Below are 16,133 nucleotides of genomic sequence, written 5' to 3' on the forward strand. Positions count from 1 at the left end.
GGCCTCAGCGGTGGGCGTTGATGGCGGCGCGCGTGTCCTGCGCGACGCTGCGTGCGGCGGCGGCGAAATCTTCGTTTTTGCCGGCATACAGGATGGCGCGCGAGGAGTTGATCATCAGCCCGGTGCCGTCGGCCGTGCACCCGGCGGCCACGGTAGCTGCGATGTCGCCGCCCTGGGCGCCGATGCCCGGCACCAGCAGCGGCACTTCACCCACGATCTCCCGCACGCGGGCGATCTCCGCCGGGAAGGTGGCGCCGACTACCAGGCCACAGTTGCCGCTGGCGTTCCATTCCTCCGCCACCAGGCGGGCGACGCGCTCGTAGAGCTTTTCACCGCCCACGTCCAGGAACTGCAGGTCGGAGCCGCCCGGGTTGGAGGTGCGGCACAGCAGGATCACGCCCTTGTCGCCGTACGCCAGATAGGGCTCCACGGAATCGCGCCCCATGTAGGGATTGACCGTGATCGCATCGGCCCGGAAGCGCTCGAAGGCCTCCACTGCGTACTGTTCGGCGGTGCTGCCGATGTCGCCGCGCTTGGCGTCCAGGATGACCGGGGTGCCCGGATGGCGTTCGTGGATGTGGTCGATCAGCGCTTCGAGCTGGTCTTCCGCCCGGTGGGCAGCGAAGTAGGCGATCTGGGGCTTGAAGGCGCACACCAGGTCGGCGGTGGCGTCCACGATGTCGCGGCAGAACTCGAAGATGGCCTGCGGCCGGCCGGCCAGGTGGGCGGGGAACTTGGCCGGATCGGGATCGAGGCCCACGCACAGCAGGCTGTCGCGCTGCCGCCAGGCGGCCTTCAGGGCGGTCATGAAATGCATCGGAGCGTGTCCTTGTTGGTCCGGGGCGAATGATAGCGCGCCGGTAAACGGCCCGGGGCCGCTTGCGCGGCCCCGTCCTCGATGCCTGCGACGCTTCAAAGGCCCAGGATTTTCATCGCCCTGGCCAGCGTATCCACCGATTCCTGGTGGCGGCCGGCGTTGTGGAGCTGCTCGCCCTCGGCCCGCAGCTTCTTCACTTCCTCCAGTTGCGCGCTGGTAAGCGGCGGATTGTTCGCCATCGCCTCGTCGATCTTCTTCATGTCCACGGGACAGTGGAAGGCAAGGACGGGCGCGGCCAGCGCCAGCAGCGCTGCGCCGATGAGTACACGTATCTTCTTCATGCTGTTCTCTCCTCGGGGAGCGGGTTGATGCCCGCAGCCTTTGGACCGGCCGCCCGAATTCCGGGTTCTCAGCCGCGCAGCAGGTAGTCGGCGGCCAGTCCGGCGAAGATCGCCGCACCCACCCAGTTGTTGTGCAGGAAAGCCTTGAAGCAGGGGGCGCGCTCGCGGCCGCGGATCAGCGTGTAGTGGTAGGCGGCGATGCCGGCCGCCACCGCCAGGCCGGCGAAGAAGGGCAGGCCGCGCCCGGCCATGAGCCCCACCGCGGCCAGCAGCGCGAAGGCCGCCCCGTAGCACAGCATGACCGCCAGCACGTCGAAACGGCCGAAGGTGATGGCCGAGGTACGGATGCCGATCTTCAGGTCGTCGGGCCGGTCCACCATGGCGTATTCGGTGTCGTAGGCCACGGCCCAGAACACGTTGGCCGCCAGCATGAGCCAGCCTTCCGCCGGCACCGTGCCCTGCAGGGCTGCGAAGCCCATGGGGATGCCGAAACCGAAGGCCACGCCCAGGTAGGCCTGGGGGATGGCGAAGAAGCGCTTGGTGTACGGATAGCTCACGGCGAGGAAGAGCGCCGGCAGCGACAGCCACAGCACCAGCGCCGGCAGGGGCAGGATCAGCACGAAGGCCAGCAGGGACAGTCCGGCGGCCAGCCCCAGGGCCTCGCCCGTGCCCACCGCGCCGATGGCAAGCGGCCGGTTGCGGGTACGTTCCACGTGGCCGTCGAAATCCCGGTCGGCGTAGTCGTTGATGACGCAGCCGGCCGAGCGCATCAACACGGTGCCGACGAGGAAGATGGCGAGCACGTGCACGGGCGGAAAGCCGCCGGCCGCGACCCACAGCGCCCACAGCGTGGGCCACAGCAGCAGCAGGATGCCGATGGGCTTGTCCAGGCGCATCAGCCGCAGGTAGAGGGGAAAGCGTTGGGTGAGCGTCATAGCGGTCGGGCGGGCAGGTCCAGGATGGCCGGCGCGAAGGCTTCGCTGACCAGCAGCGCGCGGCCGCGCAGCAGGAACACCGAGCGGCGCGCCCACACGCGGGCCGGCAGGCGCTGGCCGGCGAGGGCCGCGGCGATGCGATGATAGCGCGCATCGCGCCGGTCCAGGCCGATGCAGGCCAGGGGCTGGCGCTCCACGCGCGGGTCCGCGAACAGCGCCGCGCCCAGCGGGCGCGTGCCGATGCCGTGGAACAGGTTCCAGGCGCCGCGCACGTTGTGGCGCGGCAGTACCGAGCGGGCGAACACCACGGGACGGCCGTCGGCCACCAGCAGCACCTCCCGCACCCAGGCCAGTTCCCCGGCACGCAGGCCGAGTAGCCAGGCCTCGTCCCGGTTGGGCCGTTTCAGCCGCTGGGACACCACGTCCACGCGGAAATCCATGCAGCGCGCGCGGATGCGCGCGGTGAGGGAACCGGGATCGGTGAGCCAGGGGCGCAGCGCGGCCGGCACGGTGGCGCGCGGCGGACGGGAGAGCCAGGTTTCGCGGTGCAGTCGGGTGTACATGGGAATTGGGGTCGAGGCCGGGCGCATGATACCAGCGCCCTGCGAATCCGGCGCCGCCGGTCAGGCGCGCAGCAGCCCTTCCCGTCCGCCCAGCCAGCGCGCCATCAGCGCCGCGGCGGCCTGGGGCTCGTCCCGCAGCAGGGTCTCGCCCAGGGCGCGGGCGGCTTCCAGCAGGTCCGCATCCACCTCCAGGTCGGCGTAGCGCAGCAGGGGCAGGCCGCTCTGGCGCGCGCCGACGAACTCCCCGGGGCCGCGGATGCGCAGGTCCTCGCGGGCGATGGCGAAGCCGTCGGCGTTCTCGAAGATCACCTTCAGCCGCGCCCGCCCGGTCTGGGACAGGGGCTGGGCGTAGAGCAGGATGCACACGGATTCCGCGCTGCCGCGCCCGACCCGGCCGCGCAACTGGTGCAGTTGGGCGAGGCCGAAGCGCTCCGCGTGCTCGATGACCATCAGGCTGGCGTTGGGCACGTCCACGCCCACTTCGATGACCGTGGTGGCCACCAGCAGGTGCAGTTCGCCGGCGGCGAAGGCCGCCATGGTGGCGGATTTCTCCGCAGGTTTCAGCCGGCCGTGCACGAGGCCGATGCGCAACTCGGGCAGCGCCTCGCACAGGGTGGCGTAGGTGTCCTGCGCGGTCTGCAACTGCAGGGCCTCGGACTCCTCGATCAGCGGGCACACCCAGTAGGCCTGGCGGCCGGCGAGGCAGCCGTCGCGCACGCGGGCGACGACTTCCTCGCGGCGGGCGTCGGACACCAGCTTGGTGAGCACGGGCGTGCGGCCGGGGGGCAGTTCGTCCAGCACCGAGACGTCCAGGTCCGCATAGTGGCTCATGGCCAGCGTGCGCGGGATGGGGGTGGCGGACATCATCAGCAGGTGCGGGCTCAGCGTACCCGCCGCGCCCTTCTCGCGCAGGGCGAGGCGCTGGCGCACGCCGAAGCGGTGCTGCTCGTCCACCACCGCCAGCCCCAGGCGCGGCAGGGCCACCGGGTCTTCGATCAGGGCATGGGTACCCACCGCCAGCGGCACCTCGCCGCTCGCCAGGCGGGCGAGTTCCGCCTCCCGCGCGCGCTTGCCGCGGCTGCCGGCGAGCCAGGCCACTTCCACGCCCAGGGGCGCGAGCCAGGCGGAGAGCTTCTGCCAGTGCTGTTCGGCGAGGATCTCGGTGGGCGCCATCAGCGCGGCCTGGTAGCCGGCGTCCACCGCCTGCAGCATGGCCAGCGCCGCGACGATGGTCTTGCCGCTGCCCACGTCGCCCATCAGCAGACGCTGCATGGGATGCGGTTGGGCCAGGTCGGCGCCGATCTCGGCTACCACGCGGCGCTGGGCGCCGGTGAGGGCGAAGGGCAGCCCGGCGAGCAGGGCCTGGGCGAGGCGGCCGCTGCCTGCGAGCACCGGCGCGGTCTTGGCGCGGCGGGCGAGGTAGGCGCGGCGCAGGGAAATCTGCTGGGCGAGCAGTTCCTCGAACTTGATGCGACGCCAGGCCGGGTGCTGGCGGTCTTCCAGCACGCTGGCCGGCACCTCCGGCGGCGGGTGGTGCAGCAGGCGCAGGGCGTCGGCGAAGCCGGGCAGGTCCAGGCGGCGGCGCACCGCCTCGGGCAGCCAGTCGTCCAGGGGTTCGCTTTTCAGGGCCTGGTCGATCAAGCGGCGCAGCGTGGCCTGGCCGAGGCCGGCGGTGGTGGGGTAGACGGGGGTCAGCGCCTCGGGCAGGGCCTCGCCTTCGGCCACCGGGTGCACGCGGGGGTGCACCATCTCGTCGCCGAAGAAGCCGCCGCGCACCTCGCCGAACAGGCGCACGCGGCGGCCCGGGGCGAGCAGTTTCTGCTGGGAAGGGTAGAAGTGCAGCCAGCGCGCCACCAGCGTGCCGGAATCGTCGCGGATGCGCGCCACGAGCTGGCGGCGCGGGCGCAGGGTGACTTCGCAGCTCGTCACCTCGCCTTCCACCTGGGCGGGGAAGCCCGCACGGGCGGCGGCGATGGGCGTCAGGCGGGTTTCATCCTCGTAGCGCAGCGGCAGGTGCAGCAGCAGGTCGCGCGGGCTGCGGATGTCCAGTTTGGCGAGCCGGCCGGCGAGGGCGGCACCCACGCCCGGCCAACCGGCCGCGGGCGCATCCCCCCGCGGCGCGGTGCTGGCGCGCGCCATCGGAGTTCAGCCGCCGGCGCTCAGCCGAGCACCAGCACCGCGTCGGCTTCCACCAGCGCGCCGCGCGGCAGTTCCTTCACGCCCACTGCGGCGCGGGCCGGGTAGGGTTCGCTGAAGTAGCGCCCCATGATCTCGTTGACCTTGGCGAAGTTGGCGAGGTCGGTGAGGTAGATGTTGAGCTTGACCACGTCGGCCAGCGTGCCGCCGGCAGCCTCGGCCACGGCCTTGAGGTTGTCGAACACGCGCACGGTCTGGGCCTCGAAACCGTCGGCGAGTTGCATGCTGGCGGGGTCCAGGCCGATCTGCCCGGACAGGTACACGGTGTCGCCGGCGCGCACGGCCTGGGAGTAGGTACCGATGGCGGCCGGGGCGTTGGGGGTGGAGATGATCTTGCGGGTCATGGACGGCCTCTCGCTGAAGGAACAGCCCTGAATTCTAGGGCCTGTTCCCGTTCGTTTCACGGCTTGCGGCGGACGTTCAGTCGCGGGCGCGCATCGTGATGTCGCATTCCACCTTGTTCATGACCTTCTGCAGGCCGCGCCGGGCCTCGGCGTTGATGACCAGCGGGGCCATGAAATTGGCGCGCAGGCCGGCGCTGTCGGGCAGGCCCGCCCCGGTTTCCTTGCGCACGATGACCGCGACCAGGGCCTGTTCCGGCGCGCTCAGGCCGAGCAGGGCCTGTTCCTCGTCGCTCAGCACGAATTCGTAATGGATGCCGAAACTCACCGGGTCGGCGAGGGGGAAGGCCACCTCCGCATCGTCCAGGCTCTGCAGGAACTGCACCGTGGCCTCGGCACCTTCCTCGTGCACGAGCGCAAAACGCCTGTACCCCTCGAAACCCGGCAGCCCGGCAGGAAACTCGATGATCTTGTCTTCGGCGACCTCGAAGCTGCCGAACAGCGTGCTTTCGACCTTCATGCCTGCTCCTTCCTGTCCTCGTGAAATGATGCGGCACTATAACGCAGCGCACGCCCGGCGCGGCGGACGGGCCGGTTTCAGCGCGGCGGCACGACGATGCCGGCGCTCCGCCCGGCGCGCTTCAGCCCGGCCTGCGCCGCCTCGGCGACGGCACGGTCGGGGAAGGGGCCAAGGACGACTCGGTTTTCGATACGCGCCGGGCTCCCTGCTCTGGTCAGTTCGTCCCGCAGACGCTCGGCCTCGTCCCAGGCACCGAACACGCCGAGCTGAACGGCGTAGCCCGCCGGCAGTCCGGCCTGCGCCGCCTGGGCGGCAGCACGATCGGGGAAAGGTCCGAGCACGACCCGGCTCTCGATGCGCGCGGGGAAGCCTGCCTGCGCCAGATCGTCGCGCAGGCGCTCGGCATTGGCCCGGGCGCCGAACACGCCGAGCTGGACGACGGGGCCTGGCGGTGGCGCCACTGCCACCGCTTCGGGAAGTGCCACGGGCGCGGGCGGCGGGGTTTCCGCCTGAACGGCTGCGACGGGGGGTGGCGCGAGATCGGCCCCCTGCACCGGTGCGACCGGCGGGGTGTCCACATCGACCGCCGGCGCGGACGGCAGGGCGGGAGCCGGAGCCGCGCTGTCCGCCGGCGCCGGGGCAATGGCGGTCTCCGGCTCGCCGGCGCCGGTCAGCCACAGCACCACCCCCAGGGCCGCGGCAAGGACGGCGGCGATCAGGGCGCGCCGCAGCGCTGCGTCGGCGGTGCCCGTTCCATCCTGCCCGCCCGCTTCGTTCATGGCTGTTCGTCCTGTTCTTCCGTTCCACCGCGGCGGGTCATGGAACGCACCAGTTCGGCTTCCGCCACCGAGATGCCGCAGCGTTCGGCGATCGCGTCGGCCTCCAGCCCACGGCGGGCGAACACCAGCGCTTCGTCGTACTCGGGCGACACGCCCTGCCCGGCCAGACCGGCTTCGAGCTGTTCGCGCAGGACACGCAGGCCGTCCCGGAGTTCGGCGATCTCGCCTTGCTGTACCGCATGCTGCGCCTGCAGGCGTGCGATGTCGCGGCGCAACTGCTGGGTTTCCAGCTCCTGCTGGAAAAGGTCGGACTGGGGCGCCGGCGCACTCTCCGCCTTCGCCTCTGCGGCCGGCAGCGGCGCGTAGGCGAAGGCGGACTCGTCGACCTCGTCGTCGCTCTCGTCCGCTTCCTCGCCCGGGATGCGCGTTTCACCATCGGCCCGGCGCCGCGCCGCGAAGGCCCGCCACAACTGCCACGCTGCATAGATCGCCAGCGCGATGATGGCCAGCAGGAGCAGCGTGCGCAGGGTCATGGGGTCACCCCGCCGCCTTGAGCAGCGCCTGGTCGAGATCCCAGAAGATGTCTTCCAGGCTCTCGATGCCGATGGACAGGCGCACCATGTCCGGCGGTACGCCCGCGGCGTGCTGCTCTTCCTCCGACAACTGGCGGTGCGTGGTGGAGGCCGGGTGGATCACCAGGCTGCGCGCATCGCCGATGTTGGCCAGATGGCTGAACATCTGCAGTGCGGCGATGAAGCGTTCGCCCGCCGCCTGGCCGCCGCGGATGCCGAAGGACAGCACCGCGCCCGCGCCCTTGGGCAGGTAGCGGCGCGCCAGCAGGTGGTCCGGGCTGTCGGCGAGGCCGGGGTAGTTCACCCAGGCCACGCCGGGGTGCTCGGCGAGGAATTCGGCCACCGCCAGCGAGTTGGAGACGTGGCGGTCCATGCGCACGTGCAGGGTTTCCAGGCCCTGCAGCAGCATGAAGGCGGAAAACGGCGACAGGGTCTGGCCGAAGGTGCGCAGGGTCTCCATGCGCGCCTTCATGCTGAAGCCGAAGTTGCCGAAGGTCTCGTAGAAGCGCACGCCGTGGTAGCCGTCGGACGGCTCGGTCATGTGCGGGAAGCGCCCGTTGTCCCACGGGAAACGGCCCGATTCGATCATCACCCCGCCCAGCGTGGTGCCGTGGCCGCCGATGAACTTGGTGGCCGAATGCACGACGATGTCCGCGCCGTGCTCCATGGGCCGGCACAGGTAGGGGGAAGCCAGCGTGTTGTCGATCACCAGCGGCACGCCGGCCTCGCGGCACACCTCGGCCACGCCGGCGATGTCGAACACGTTGAGGCTGGGGTTGCCGATGGTCTCGCCGTACACCGCCTTGGTGCGCTCGTTGATGGCGGCACGGAAGTTGGCCGGATCGGAGGGGTCCACGAAGCGCGTGACGATGCCCAGCCGGCGCAGGCTGACGTCGAGCTGGGAATAGCTGCCGCCGTACAGCGTGCGCGCGGCGACGATCTCGTCGCCGGACTGGCACAGGGTGAGGAAGGCGGTCATCTGCGCGGCCAGCCCGGACGAGGTGGCGAGCGCCGCGCGCCCGCCTTCCAGCGCCGCCATGCGTTCCTCGAACACCGCCACGGTGGGGTTGGAGATGCGCGTGTAGACGTTGCCGAAGGTCTGCAGGTTGAAGAGCGACGCGGCGTGCTCGGGCGAATCGAAGACGAAAGAGGTGGTCTGGTGGATGGGCACCGCGCGGGAGCCGGTCACCGGGTCGGGCTGCTGGCCGGCGTGCAGGCAGAGGGATTCGAAACCGAAACGGTGGTCGGGCATGGAAGGTGTCCGGCGGGACGCGCGTGCACGGCCCGCGAAAATGAATTGCACGGATAATACTGGCGCCCTCCGCCAAGGACAATGCAGATGAGTTTCGACCTTTCCCTCGTGCTGTTCTGGTGCAAGAAGATCGTCGCCGCGGCCATCGTGCCGCCCCTCGGCCCCCTGCTGGTGATCGCACTCGGTCTCGCCCTGCTGCGCCGCCGCCCGCGCCTGGGCAAGGCCCTGGCCTGGGGTGGGCTGGTGCTGAACCTGCTGCTGGTCACCCCGGCCAGCGTGGGCCTGCTGCTGCGGCCGCTGGAGGACACGCCGCCGGTGACGGACGAGCAGCTCGCCCGCGCCGAGGCCATCGTCGTCGTCGGCGCCGGCAAGCGCATCCACGCCCCCGAATACGGCGGCGAGACCCTCAACCGCCTCGCCCTGGAACGCCTGCGCTACGCCGCCGTGCTGGCGCGGCGCAGCGGCCTGCCGGTGCTGGTGTCGGGCGGAGCGCCCACGGGCACGACGCCCGAGGCGAACCTGATGCGGGACGTGCTGGAACGGGAGTTCGGCGTGCCGGTGCGCTGGGTGGAGCGCGCCTCCCTGGACACGCGGGACAACGCGCGCTACTCGGCGGTGCACCTGCAGGCGGCCGGCGTGCGCCGCATCGCGCTGGTCACCCACGCGGCGCACATGCCGCGCAGCCGGGCGGAGTTCGAGGCCGCCGGACTGGAGGTGATCCCGGCGCCCACCGCCTGGCTGGGCGGACGGGGTGCGAACGAGCTGGTATTCGATTTCCTGCCCGGTGCCAGTTCCGCCTACGCGGGCTGGTATGCGGTGCACGAATGGGTGGGGCGGCTCGCCTACCGCTTCAGCCGCTGATCAGGCACCGCCGAAAGCCGGCTTGCGCTTTTCCAGGAAGGCGGTGACCCCTTCGCCGAAATCGCCGGTCGCCGCACAGCGGGCGAAGGCCTCGGCCTCGCTCTGCAACTGGGCTTCGAGCTGGTTGTCGTGGGAGGCGGCGAGCAGGCGCTTGATCTCCGCATGGGCATGGCGCGGGCCGCGCAGCAGGCGATCCACCAGGCGGGTGGTCTCGGCGTCCAGTTCGGCGGCGGGCACGACCCTGCTGACCAGGGCCAGACGCTGCGCCTCCCGGGCGTCGAAACGGTCGGCGAGCAGCAGCAGCTCGGCCGCCTTGCGCCGCCCCACCAGACGCGGCAGGAAGTAGGAGGCACCGCCGTCGCCGGACAGGGCGATGGCCGAATAGGCGGTGGTGAACACCGCGCTGTCCGCGCACACGGCCAGGTCGCAGCCCAGCATCAGCGACAGGCCGAAACCCGCGCAGGCGCCGCGCACCTTGGCCACCACCGGCTGCGGCAGCGCCTGCAGCATTTCCACGGTGGGGTTGATGTACTGGGCGATCATGGCGCGGAAGGTGGCGAGCCGCGCCTCCGGCGCCAGATGCAGATTGCGCGCGAAGTCCTTGAGGTCGCCGCCGGCCATGAAATGATCCCCTGCGCCGGTGACGACCACCGCGCCGACGCGAGGCGTGGCGGACAGCTCGCGCACCGCGGCGGAGAGATCCTGCATCATCTCCACCGACAGGGCATTGAGCGCCGCGGGGCGGTTGAGGGTGAGCGTGGCGACTTCGTCGGCGACGTCGAGCAGTACGGTGTCGGTCATGGGCTCCTCCAGCGGTCTGGGCGCAGCGGCGCGTCTGGGAAGCACTCGCCGCGGGGAGCCTGCAACATAAACCCCGCCCGGCACCCGCGCAAGGCGGCCCGCTCAGTCCGCCGCGCGGGCGAGCTTGGTCCGGTAGTGCGCCTTGGTGGCGCAGTACACGGTCTTCTCCAGTTCCACGTGCACCTGCCCGTGGCGGTCACGCAGCGCCACATGGAAGCTGCGCTCGGCCTCGCCGCGCTCGGCCAGTTCGCGGCGCACCGCTTCCACGGTGGCCGCGTCCACGTGGAAATCGGCGTACAGGTGGGAACGGCCCGGCCGGCGGTAGCGGATGCGGCCGGCCTTGTCCCACACCACCACCCCGTCGCCCAATTGCAAGGCGAGCAGCATGGCGAACATGGGGTCGGCGGCGGCGTACAAGGCGCCACCGAACAGGGCGCCGGCCGGGTTCACGGTGCGCCACGAGTGGCGCAGCACGACGCGGATGGTGCGCAGGTCGGCCGAGACGTGGATGACCCGCCCGCCGGTGGCGCGGTAGGAGGGGTAGAAATTGAAGCCCAGGCGCAGCACGGCCGGCCGCAGGCGCGGCGGCACCCGGTCCAGCAGCCTGGGGCGCATCGCGGCCCGCTCAGACGCGCTCGAACACGCCGGCCGCGCCCATGCCGGTGCCGATGCACATGCTGATCATGCCGAAGCGCAGGCCGGGGTCGCGCTGCATGGCGGAGACCAGGGTGGCGGTACGGATCGCCCCGGTGGCGCCCAGCGGGTGGCCCAGGGCGATGGCCCCGCCAAGGGGGTTGACCCGCGCCGGGTCCATGCCGAGCTGGCGCATCACCGCCAGGGCCTGGGCGGCGAAGGCTTCGTTGAGTTCGGTCCAGCCCACGTCGGCGAGCGTGACGCCGGCTGCGGCAAGTGCCCGCGGGATGGCCTCCACCGGGCCGATGCCCATGATCTCCGGCGGCACGCCGGCCACCGCGAAGGAGGCGAAGCGCGCCACCGGCCGCACGCCGTAGCGTTTCAATGCGGCCTCGCTCATCAGCAGCACCGCGCCGGCGCCGTCGGACATCTGCGAGCTGTTGCCGGCGGTCACCGAGCCGCGCGCGGCGAACACGGGCTTGAGCTTCGCCAGGCCCTCGGCGCTGGCATCGGCGCGCGGGCCTTCGTCGGTGTCCACCAGACGTTCGGCCACACGCACGGTGCCGCCCTCGCCGGGCAGGTGGGTGCGCACGGCGTAGGGCGCGATCTCGGCGCGGAAATGCCCGGCTTCGATGGCGGCATTGGCGCGCTGGTGGGACTGGAGCGCGAAGGCGTCCTGGTCCTCGCGGCTGACGCCGTATTTCGCCGCCACCTTCTCGGCGGTCAGGCCCATGCCGTAGGCGATGCCGATGTTCTCCTTCTGCGCGAAGATGGCCGGGTTGAGGCTGACCTTGTTGCCCATGATCTGCGGCATGGCGCTCATGGACTCGGTGCCGGCAGCGATCATCACATCCGCCTCGCCCAGGCGGATGCGGCTGGCTGAGTCCGCCACCGCCTGCAGGCCGGAGGCGCAGAAGCGGTTGATGGTGACGCCCGGCACCCGGTCCGGCAGGCCGGCCAGCAAGAGGCCGATGCGCGCCACGTTCATGCCCTGCTCGGCTTCCGGCATGGCGCAGCCGACGATCACGTCGCCGATCCCGCCGGCGTCCAGCCCCGGCACCTGGTCCACGACCGCGCGCAGCACGTGGGCCAGCATGTCGTCCGGGCGCACGTGGCGGAACAGCCCGTTGCGCCGGGCGACCGGCGTGCGCACGGCGGCGACGATGTAGGCGTCCTGGATTTGCTTGCTCATTTTCGGGTGCTCCTTGTTCGGTCGGACTTGGCGTGGCCTGCTCCCTCCCCTGCAAGGGGAGGGCTGGGGTGGGGATGGGTTTATCGCCGTGCTGACCGAAACCCATCCCCCTCCTAACCTCCCCCTTGAAGGGGGAGGGACTCAATTACGCAGCGGCTTGCCGGTTTCCAGCATGTGGACGATGCGTTGCCGGGTCTCGGCGGTCTTCAGCAGGTCCACGAACTGGGCGCGCTCCACGTCCAGGATCCACTGCTCGCTCACCCGCGCGTTGGTGTCCACCTCGCCGCCGCACAGGGCCGTGGCCGCGGCCTTGGCGACGCGGTAGTCGTGGGCCGAAATGAAGCCGCCTTCCCGCATGTTCACCAGCATCAGCTCGCAGGTGGCGATGCCGTTGCGCCCGGCCACCATCACCTGGCGCTCCACCAGCGGCGGGCGCCAGCCGGCCTCGGCCAGCGCGCGGGCGCGGCGGATGGCCACGTAGAGCAGTTCGTGGGCGTTGAACAGCAAGTCGTCCGAAGCCTGCGCGAAGCCGAGCTGCACCGCTTCCGGCGCACTCTTGGCGACGGTGGCCATGGCAATGGTCTGGAAGGCGGTCTGCACGTAGGGGAACACGTCGCCGCCCGCGGCACGCTGGGCCAGGCGGTGGGCCTGGAGGGCGAATTCCTTGCTGCCGCCGCCGGCCGGGATCAGGCCCACGCCCGCTTCCACCAGGCCGACGTAGCTTTCCAGCGCCAGCACCCGGTGCGCCGCATGCATGGCGAACTCGCAGCCGCCGCCCAGGGCCATGCCCTGCACCGCGGCCACCACCGGCACCTGGGCGTGCTTGAGGGTCATGGAGGCCTGCTGGAACTTGGCCACCGTCTTCTCCAGCCGCTCGAACTGCCCCGCCGCGCAGGCCGCGGCCACCTGCTGCAGGTTGGCGCCCACGGCAAAGGGCGCCTCGTGCCACAGCACCACGCCGTCCAGATCGCGCTCCGCGCGCGCCACCGCTTCGAGCAGGCCGTCCAGCACCTCGTCGCCGATGGTGTGCATCTTGGATTTGAAGGACAGGATGCCGATGCGGGCGTCCTGGTCGGGGCGGGTCCACAGCCGGACGCCTTCGTTCTCCCACAGGGTTTCGCCGCGCGCCGACGGCGCTTCGCCCAGCACCTGCTCGGGGTAGAGCTGGCGGCCGTACACCGGCAGCGGGGAGCGCGGCTTCAGGGCGTTTTCGGCCGCACTGTACGAGCCGGCCGGCTCATGCACGCCGCTGCGCTCGAACACCCAGGCCGGCAGCGGCGCGGCGGCCAGCGCGCGGCCGTGCTCGATGTCCTCGCGCACCTTCTCCGCCACCTCGCGCCAGCCGGCGGCCTGCCAGGTCTCGAAGGGCCCCTGCGCCCAGCCGAAGCCCCAGCGCATGGCGAGATCCAGGTCGCGGGCATTGTCGGCGATGCCGGCCAGATGCACCGCGCAGTAGTGGAACACGTCGCGGAAGATGGACCACAGGAACTGGGCCTGGGGATGGGGGCAGGCGGCCAGTCGGGCGAACTTCTCCCTGGGGTCGCGGAGTTGAAGAATCTCGTCGACTTCGGGTGCCACCTCGCCGCCGCTGGGGCGGTAGTCCTGGCGGGCGAGGTCCAGCACCAGGATGGATTTGCCCTCCTTGCGATAGATGCCGGCCCGCGTCTTCTGCCCCAGCGCGCCCTTGGCGATCAGCGCCGCGAGCCACTCGGGGGTGCGGAAGTGGGCGTGCCAGGGATCGTCCGCCAGCGTGGCCTGCATGGTGCCGACCACGTGGGCCAGGGTGTCCAGGCCGACCACGTCGGCGGTGCGGTAGGTGGCGCTCTTGGGGCGGCCGATGCGCGGGCCGGTGAGCGCGTCCACCTCGTCGAAGCCCAGGCCCAGGCGGGCGGTGTGGTGCATGACCGCGAGGATGGAGAACACGCCGACCCGGTTGGCGACGAAGTTGGGCGTGTCCCTGGCGCGCACGATGCCCTTGCCCAGCCGGGTGGTGAGCCAGCTTTCCAGCCCGTCCAGCATCGCGGGTTCCGTGTCGCGGGTGGCGATCAGCTCCACCAGGTGCATGTAGCGCGGCGGGTTGAAGAAGTGGATGCCGCAGAAGCGCCCGCGCAGGCTGGCCGGCATGCCCTCGGCGAGGCGGCCGATAGCCAGGCCGGAGGTGTTGGAGGCGAAGACCGCGTCCGGCCGCACATGAGGCGCGACCTTGGCGTAGAGGTCCAGCTTCCATTCCATCTTCTCGGCGATGGCCTCGATGATCAGGTCGCACTCGCGCAGTTGCTCCAGGTCGCTGCCGTAGTTGGCGGCGTCGATGAAGGCCAGGCGATCCTTGGTGGCCAGCGGCGCCGGGTCCAGCTTCTTCAGCCCGGCGAGCGCCTTGTCGACGACCGCATTCGGCTTGCCGTCCGGCGCGGGAAGATCGAAAAGCACCACCGGCACGTCGGCGCTGGCGCAATGGGCGGCGATCTGCGCGCCCATGACGCCGGCGCCGAGCACGGCGACCTTGCGGATGATGAAGTTGCTCACGCTGCTCTCCTGTTGCTGCGGCATGGCGCCCGGCCGGGCGCCATGCCCTTCCAGCGGGGTTCAGAAGTTGTGGTTGTACTGCACCGAGAACAGATCGGCGCTGACCTCGAACTTGCCGTGGATGGTCTGGGTGCCGCCCAGGGCAGTAGGAATCGCCGCCACGCGCTCGGTCGGCGCATCCTTGAAGAAGATGTGCGCGTAGCCCAGATCCACCGAGGCATTCCGGTTCAGGGTGTAGCGCGCGCCCACCGCCAGCCAGGTGCGGTCCGAATCCGGCAGGGTCATGGTGCGGTCGGCGGCACTGCGCACCGGCGCTTCGTCCCAGGCCACGCCGAAACGCAGCTTCCACTTGTCGTTCACGCGGTATCCGGCGCCCAGGCCGACGCGCCAGGTGTCCTTGAAATTGTAGTCGAGCACCGGGGCCGTGCCGCCCTCCACGCGGATCTCCTCGATCGAACTCCAGCCGGTCCAGGTCAGGTCCGCCAGCAGTTCCCAGCGCTCGTTCACCTGGCGGTGCAGCGCCAGCGAAGCGGTGTCGGGGGTCTCCAGTTCGGCCTCGATCTTGGCGTTGAGCACCCCGGGGATGGTCTGCTTGCCTTCCAGGTCGAACTTGATCTTGGAACGGTAGGTCAGGCCGATGCGGGTGGCCGGATCGATCTGGAACAGCGCGCCCGCGTTCCAGCCGATGCCCACGTCGTCGCCCTTCAGATGCGCTTCGCGCTCCGTTCCGGCGCCGAGGATGGCCATCTGGCGGAACTCCGTCTCGTTCTTGGCGACGTTGATGCCGAAGCCCAGCGACACCGTCTCATTGACCCGGTAGGCGATCGACGGATTGACGTTGATCTGCTTGATCTCGGCGAAATAACCCGAGAAACGGCCGACGAAATCCTTGTCGAACTCGGTCTTGTTGCCGAAGGTCGGGCCGACGCCGATGCCGACCGCCAGCGTGGGGCTGATCGAATAGCTCCAGTAACCCACCGGGACCACCGCCGCGCCGCCCCCGTCGCCGCCGTCCCTGCCCAGCGCGAAGGTCGGCACCGCGGCGGTGCCGCGGTCGCTGAAATCCACTTGGCGGTCGATCACGGTCAGGCCCACGGTGAGGTTGTGCCCCTGGGGCAGCAGCAGCATGCCCGCGGGGTTGAAGAATACCGTCGAGGCGTCCTCGGCGGCGGCGGCCGCGCCGGCGAACGCATTGCCGGTGCCGGCCCCGTTCTGGTTCTGCAGCGCGAAGCCGGCAGCCATCGCCTGCCCCGACGCAAACGCCCCACCGACCACGAGCGGTACCCATACCGCCAGCTTCCTCAGTTTCATATCGTCTCCTCCTTTTTATGTTGGGCGGAAGCGCCCGCCCCGGCGCACAGCATTTCTTGTGGACACCCGCCTCATTCGGGCGGCAGCGGCCTCTTCCTGCCCTTGTCGTCCACAGCCACATAGGTCAGCTTGGCCTCGGTAACCCGGACCACCACCGGGTTCTCCGGGTCACGCTCGGCGAACACCTCCACGTCCACGGTGACCGAGGTGTGCCCCACCGATACAACCTCAGCATAGAAGCTCACCAGATCGCCCACCGACACCGGCTGCTTGAACAGGAAGGAATTCACCGCGATGGTCGCCACCCGGCACTTGGCCCGGCGGCGGGCGGGGATGGCGCCGGCGATGTCCACCATGGCCATGATCCAGCCGCCGAACACGTCGCCGGCGGGGTTGAGATCGGCCGGCATGGGCATCACCCGCAGCGCGGGCTGCTTGCCTTCGGGCAGTTGGGCGGGGGTTTCCGGGTTTTCGTGGCTTTCGGGCATGGGGCGTT

General features: G+C 70.8%; 17 protein-coding genes. 1 reads left to right on the plus strand and 16 read right to left on the minus strand.

Annotation, left to right across the window (positions count from 1 at the left end; translation table 11 throughout):
• Positions 1 to 4 precede the first annotated feature (4 nt).
• From pyrF to E6O51_RS15035, 10 genes are all read right to left on the minus strand, one after another.
• Positions 5 to 817: an orotidine-5'-phosphate decarboxylase gene (gene pyrF, locus E6O51_RS14990; RefSeq protein ID WP_136385806.1), complete on the minus strand. Its 813-nt coding sequence runs from the start codon at positions 815 to 817 to the stop codon at positions 5 to 7.
• A 95-nt stretch (positions 818 to 912) separates the two neighbouring features.
• Positions 913 to 1,158 carry a hypothetical protein gene (locus E6O51_RS14995; protein WP_136385807.1) on the minus strand — a complete coding sequence of 82 codons (246 nt, stop codon included), beginning with the start codon at positions 1,156 to 1,158 and terminating at the stop codon, positions 913 to 915.
• 68 nt (positions 1,159 to 1,226) lie between these two features.
• The gene (gene ubiA, locus E6O51_RS15000) at positions 1,227 to 2,093 is read right to left on the minus strand and encodes a 4-hydroxybenzoate octaprenyltransferase (protein ID WP_136385808.1); all 867 of its coding nucleotides are present in this window, start codon (positions 2,091 to 2,093) and stop codon (positions 1,227 to 1,229) included.
• Positions 2,090 to 2,656: a chorismate--pyruvate lyase family protein gene (locus tag E6O51_RS15005; RefSeq protein ID WP_136385809.1), complete on the minus strand. Its 567-nt coding sequence runs from the start codon at positions 2,654 to 2,656 to the stop codon at positions 2,090 to 2,092. The genes ubiA and E6O51_RS15005 overlap by 4 nt, the downstream gene beginning before the upstream one ends.
• Positions 2,657 to 2,716: 60 nt before the next feature.
• Positions 2,717 to 4,795, minus strand: coding sequence for an ATP-dependent DNA helicase RecG (gene recG / locus E6O51_RS15010; protein ID WP_136385810.1), 2,079 nt, complete (start codon positions 4,793 to 4,795; stop codon positions 2,717 to 2,719).
• 20 nt (positions 4,796 to 4,815) lie between these two features.
• Complete coding sequence (locus E6O51_RS15015; RefSeq protein WP_136385811.1) at positions 4,816 to 5,196, minus strand: RidA family protein; 381 nt, start codon at positions 5,194 to 5,196, stop codon at positions 4,816 to 4,818.
• Between the two features lie 76 nt (positions 5,197 to 5,272).
• Entirely contained in the window at positions 5,273 to 5,713 is a 441-nt protein-coding gene (gene fliW, locus E6O51_RS15020) for a flagellar assembly protein FliW (protein WP_136385812.1), read from the minus strand.
• 77 nt (positions 5,714 to 5,790) lie between these two features.
• A complete protein-coding gene (locus E6O51_RS15025) occupies positions 5,791 to 6,492 on the minus strand; it encodes an SPOR domain-containing protein (RefSeq protein WP_136385813.1) in 702 nt (233 codons plus the stop codon).
• Positions 6,489 to 7,025: a DUF2802 domain-containing protein gene (locus E6O51_RS15030; protein WP_136385814.1), complete on the minus strand. Its 537-nt coding sequence runs from the start codon at positions 7,023 to 7,025 to the stop codon at positions 6,489 to 6,491. The genes E6O51_RS15025 and E6O51_RS15030 overlap by 4 nt, the downstream gene beginning before the upstream one ends.
• Positions 7,026 to 7,029: 4 nt before the next feature.
• Complete coding sequence (locus E6O51_RS15035) at positions 7,030 to 8,316, minus strand: O-acetylhomoserine aminocarboxypropyltransferase/cysteine synthase family protein (RefSeq protein ID WP_136385815.1); 1,287 nt, start codon at positions 8,314 to 8,316, stop codon at positions 7,030 to 7,032.
• An 87-nt stretch (positions 8,317 to 8,403) separates the two neighbouring features.
• Between E6O51_RS15035 and E6O51_RS15040 the strand changes: the two genes are divergently transcribed.
• Positions 8,404 to 9,177 carry a YdcF family protein gene (locus E6O51_RS15040; RefSeq protein ID WP_136385816.1) on the plus strand — a complete coding sequence of 258 codons (774 nt, stop codon included), beginning with the start codon at positions 8,404 to 8,406 and terminating at the stop codon, positions 9,175 to 9,177.
• Here the strand turns inward: E6O51_RS15040 and E6O51_RS15045 are convergent, their stop codons facing one another.
• The 6 genes from E6O51_RS15045 to E6O51_RS15070 form a co-directional block, all read right to left on the minus strand.
• Positions 9,178 to 9,978 (minus strand): enoyl-CoA hydratase/isomerase family protein, encoded by an 801-nt coding sequence (locus tag E6O51_RS15045; RefSeq protein WP_136385817.1) that lies wholly within the window; start codon positions 9,976 to 9,978, stop codon positions 9,178 to 9,180.
• A 102-nt stretch (positions 9,979 to 10,080) separates the two neighbouring features.
• Complete coding sequence (locus E6O51_RS15050) at positions 10,081 to 10,593, minus strand: DUF4442 domain-containing protein (RefSeq protein ID WP_136385818.1); 513 nt, start codon at positions 10,591 to 10,593, stop codon at positions 10,081 to 10,083.
• A 10-nt stretch (positions 10,594 to 10,603) separates the two neighbouring features.
• On the minus strand, positions 10,604 to 11,803 hold the full coding sequence (locus E6O51_RS15055; RefSeq protein ID WP_136385819.1) for an acetyl-CoA C-acyltransferase: 1,200 nt from the start codon (positions 11,801 to 11,803) through the stop codon (positions 10,604 to 10,606).
• Between the two features lie 141 nt (positions 11,804 to 11,944).
• Entirely contained in the window at positions 11,945 to 14,326 is a 2,382-nt protein-coding gene (locus E6O51_RS15060; RefSeq protein WP_136385820.1) for a 3-hydroxyacyl-CoA dehydrogenase/enoyl-CoA hydratase family protein, read from the minus strand.
• A 60-nt stretch (positions 14,327 to 14,386) separates the two neighbouring features.
• A complete protein-coding gene (locus tag E6O51_RS15065) occupies positions 14,387 to 15,637 on the minus strand; it encodes an OmpP1/FadL family transporter (RefSeq protein WP_136385821.1) in 1,251 nt (416 codons plus the stop codon).
• A 71-nt stretch (positions 15,638 to 15,708) separates the two neighbouring features.
• Positions 15,709 to 16,125 (minus strand): acyl-CoA thioesterase, encoded by a 417-nt coding sequence (locus tag E6O51_RS15070; RefSeq protein ID WP_136385822.1) that lies wholly within the window; start codon positions 16,123 to 16,125, stop codon positions 15,709 to 15,711.
• Positions 16,126 to 16,133 lie beyond the last annotated feature (8 nt).

The sequence above is a fragment of the Pseudothauera rhizosphaerae genome (genome assembly GCF_004801305.1).
In the GTDB taxonomy this organism is placed as follows: Bacteria; Pseudomonadota; Gammaproteobacteria; order Burkholderiales; family Rhodocyclaceae; genus Pseudothauera; species Pseudothauera rhizosphaerae.